We start from the raw sequence: 4,273 nt of genomic DNA, 5'->3' as shown, positions 1-4,273 counted from the left end.
GGGACGGATGCACCCGCCACCGGCAGGCCCCAGACCGACCGCACACCACCGCCGCACGCCGCTGAGACAGGGCGCCCAGATCACGCGGGGACCACGGGGCCGCCCCCGCACGCCTCGGCACACCCGCGCAGCGACGGGGCGCTCCGGGACTCCTCGCGGTCCTACGCCCGTTCCTCGCCGGAGTGACCCCGCGGCTGGGAAGGGCGCCCTCGGTCCGATGGTGGTACTCGGCGCGCCTGCGCATCACGCTGGGAATCACCCTCACCTCTGCCGCCGTGTTCGCCGCCATGGTGCTGTTCACGCTGCAGGTGCTCCATCTCACCGCCGAACGGACGACCGACGCCCGTCTCAACCGCGAGGCCGCGGACTTCTCGACGTTCATGGACGCGGGGATCCTGCCGTCGGCCGAGTCGGAGAACCCCACCACCGAGCAGCTGATCCGCGCGTATCTGGCGCAGCAGTACCCGTCGGCCGAGCTGCTCCTCGTGGGGACCGCCACCACCTCGGGGACGCAGTTCACGCTCTCGAGGTTCAGCTCGGACGACGACACCCTGTTCCCCCCGGCCATGCGGTCCCAGATCCAACGGATCGGGCTGGTGTCGGATGAGGGGTCCGGTATCATCGACGGCACCGTGCGGTGGCGGAAGGCCGAGGTCGACGGCCCGGCCGGGCCGACCAACATCGTGGTCGCGATCAGTGACGCACCCACCCGCGAGGACACCGGTCGCGTCGCCGACCTCCTGCTGAGCACCGGCGCCGGCGGCATCGTCCTCAGCGCGCTCGTCGCCTGGCTCCTGGCCGGCCGGATGATCGTCCCCGTCCGAAGGATCCGTGAGGCCGCGGAGACGATCTCGGCCGCGGACCTGTCACGACGGGTCCCCGTCGACGGACCGGACGAGATCGTCTCCCTGGCCGACACGGTCAACGCGATGCTCGAGCGCGTGGAGGAGGCCTATCGGACGCAGCGGGAGTTCCTCGACGACGCCGGCCACGAGCTCCGCACGCCCCTGACCGTGGTCCAGGGGAACCTGGATCTCATGCCGGAGGATCCGCAGGAGCGGGCCGAGACCACCCGGATCATGCAGGACGAGCTGTCCCGGATGACCCGCATCGTCGAGGACCTGCTCACCCTGGCGCGCTCCGACCGCCCCGACTTCCTCCAGACCGCCCCCACCGACGTCGCGGAACTGGTTCTGGACGTCGAGGCGAAGATCGACGTGATCGCCGACCGCGAGTGGTCGGTGCTGCCGTACGCCGAGGACGTCGCCCTGCTGGACCAGCACCGGATCACCCAGGCGCTCATCCAGTTCTGCTCCAATGCCGTGCGGTTCACCGGACCGGGGGACCTGATCGAGATCGGCTGCCGGGTGATCGCCCCGGGGGACCCGACGGTCACCGACGATCTGGCGGTCGGCCCACTGCCCGACCCGCCGCATCGCGAGAACTACCGACGCCGGTTGCTGTGGTGGGTGCGCGACAGCGGCCCGGGGATCCCGCCCGGCGAGGAGGAGACCATCTTCGAGCGGTTCCACACCGCCCGCGGTCAGCTCCGCGACGGTCGCGGGGGAACCGGGCTGGGCCTGGCGATCGTCGCGACGATCGCCCGGGCCCACGGGGGCCGCGCGTTCGCGTTCAACGCCAAGGGCGGGGGCGCCGCGTTCTGCATCGCCGTCCCCTACGTCCCCGCGAGCTTCGATTCCGACGCCGGGGACGAGGTGGACACCGACCTCGACGAGGCCGCCCCCACGGTCGGTCGGGGGCCCGAGCGTCGCCGCCGATCCGGCAGGGGGCGGTACGAGCGGAACCGGCGATCCGGCGCACCCGGGGACACGACCTGATGACACGCTCGAATCACGTGCTCCGCGTGGAATACTCCATTGTCTTAGAAGGAGGGTTGCATGACGAATGTGCTCGTCGTGGAGGATGACGACCTCATCCGCTCGGTACTGGTCAAGGCACTCGGCGGCGCCGAGTACACCGCACTCGAGGCGGTGGACGGGGACAGCGCGCGGTCCATCCTGTCGACCATCTCCGACATCGATCTGATGTTGCTGGACATCGGCCTGCCGGACATCGACGGCCTGACGCTGCTCCGCGAGGCGCGCGACCGCGGGTTCGCGGCTCCCGTCATCATCCTCACGGCCCGCGACAGCGTCGCGAACACCGTCGAGGGACTGGACTCCGGGGCCAACGACTACATGGTCAAGCCCTTCCGTGTCCCGGAGCTGCTGGCCCGCATCCGGCTCCGCCTGCGCGAGCACGAGGCGTCGGAGGACCCCGGCATCCTCGAGCACGCCGGCATGCGCCTGGACATCCGCACCCGCCGGGTCGAGGTCGACGGCCGGATCCAGGAACTCACGAACCGCGAGTACTCGCTGCTGGAGATGTTGCTGCGCAACAAGGGCGAGACCATCAGCCGTGAGCAGTTGCTCGAGAGCGTGTGGGGTATGGACTTCGACCCCGGTTCGAACATCGTCAACGTCTACATCCGGTCGTTGCGCCGCAAGATCGGTGAGAACAAGGTCCACACCGTCCGGGGCGTCGGCTACCGCGTGGAGTGACCGCTCCACCCCGACCGGACCACTGCGGCGCCGGACCCGTGATCGGGTCCGGCGCCGCTGTCGTGCCGGGTGGTGGGGGCCGCCCGGCCGGGCGATCCCCACCACGCTCAGACGGGGCTCACCCCGCGGGCGCTTCCCATCCGAACGGCATGAGCACGCTCTGCAGCTCGCAGTAGGCGTCCAGCCCCTCGGGTCCGTTCTCGCGGCCGAGGCCGGAGTTCTTGAAGCCGCCGAACGGCGCGCTCGGGTCGAAGGCGTACCAGTTGATGCCCATGGTGCCGGTGCGCACCCGCTGCGCCACGGCGAGCGCGGCGTCCGGGTCGGCCGAGTACACGGCTCCGGCCAGACCGAACTCGGAGTCGTTGGCGATCCGCACGGCCTCGTCGACGGTGTCGTACGCGATGACCTGGAGCACGGGCCCGAAGATCTCCTCCTGGGCGATGGTCATGGAGTTGTCGACGTCGGTGAACACGGTCGGCTGGACGAAGGCACCCTCGGCGACGCCGGCGGGCAGTCCCTCGACCTTCCCGCCGCCGTAGGCGATGATCGCGCCCTCCTCGACACCCTTGCGGATGTACCCCTCGACGCTGTCCTTCTGCTTGTGGTTGGCCAGCGGGCCGAACGCGGTGCCCTCGGCGGACGGGTCGCCGACCGGCATGGCCTTGACGTTCTCGACCAGGGCCTCCACGACCTCGTCGTAGCGCGACCGCGGGGCGAGGATGCGGTTCTGGGACACGCACGCCTGGCCGGAGTTCATCAGGGCGGAGAACACCATGGTCCCGGCGTTGGCGGCGATGTCGGCGTCCTCGAGGATGATCGCCGCGCTCTTGCCGCCGAGCTCGAGCGAGCAGCGGGTGAGGTTCTGCGCGGCGATCCCGGCGATGTGCTTGCCGACCCCCGTGGAACCGGTGAACGAGATCTTGTCGACCTCCGGGTGCGAGACCAGGTGGTCGCCCACCGAGCTCGGGCCGGTCACCACGGACAGCACACCCTCGGGCAGTCCGGCCTCGCGGAACAGGTCCGCCAGCCACAGCGCGGACAGCGGGGTCGCGGACGACGGCTTGAGGACCACCGAGCTGCCCGAGAGCAGGGCCGGGCCGAGCTTGGCGGAGTTGAGGTAGAGCGGGACGTTCCACGCGGTGACGGCGGCCACCACACCGACGGGCTGACGGGTCACCACGGACGCCCCGTAGTCGCCGTGCCGGACCTCGGACCACGGGAAGTCCGCGGCCAGCTTCGCGTAGTACCGCAGCACGCCGAGCGTGGGTGTCACCTGGATCATCGCGGCGGTCCCGGGAGGGGTGCCCATCTCGTCGGAGAGGATCTGGCAGACCTCGCCCTGGCGTTCCTCGAGCATGTCGGCGACCCGGCCGATCAGCGCGCCGCGCTCGGCGGGCGGGGTGAGCCGCCACACGCCCGACTCGAAGGAGTCCCGGGCCTGGCTGACCATCTCGTCGACGTCCTCCGTGGTGGTCTCGGCCACGCGCCCGACGACGGCGTTCGTGGCCGGGGAGGTCACCTCGAGAACCCCGGTGGAGAGGGGGTCTGTCCAGCGAGTGCCGGAGAAGAGCTTGTCATGGACGACGACCACGGGGACCTCCGAGAGGTAGAAAACAAGAACGTGTTCCACGATCGTAGACGAGTGTCCGACTCCCCGGGCGGCCCTCGCCCACGCCGCCCGCCGCACGCCGCCCGGTGCCCGGCGCACGCCG

3 protein-coding genes are annotated in these 4,273 nt (G+C 70.7%); 2 read left to right on the top strand and 1 reads right to left on the bottom strand.

Translation table 11 applies throughout. The features are described 5' to 3' along the window. Nucleotides 1-182 precede the first annotated feature (182 nt). Entirely contained in the window at nucleotides 183-1,838 is a 1,656-nt protein-coding gene (locus tag G6028_RS13580) for a sensor histidine kinase (RefSeq protein WP_338404228.1), read from the top strand. Nucleotides 1,839-1,898: 60 nt separating this feature from the next. Then, nucleotides 1,899-2,561, top strand: coding sequence for a response regulator transcription factor (locus G6028_RS13575; protein ID WP_179523602.1), 663 nt, complete (start codon nucleotides 1,899-1,901; stop codon nucleotides 2,559-2,561). A gap of 118 nt (nucleotides 2,562-2,679) precedes the next feature. Here G6028_RS13575 and G6028_RS13570 read toward each other — a convergent pair whose 3' ends face one another. Continuing rightward, the gene (locus G6028_RS13570) at nucleotides 2,680-4,152 is read right to left on the bottom strand and encodes an aldehyde dehydrogenase family protein (RefSeq protein WP_182659185.1); all 1,473 of its coding nucleotides are present in this window, start codon (nucleotides 4,150-4,152) and stop codon (nucleotides 2,680-2,682) included. Nucleotides 4,153-4,273 lie beyond the last annotated feature (121 nt).

The organism is Dietzia cercidiphylli (assembly GCF_014145145.1).
In the GTDB taxonomy this organism is placed as follows: Bacteria; Actinomycetota; Actinomycetes; order Mycobacteriales; family Mycobacteriaceae; genus Dietzia; species Dietzia natronolimnaea.
This window is presented reverse-complemented; position numbering and strand designations above follow the sequence as displayed.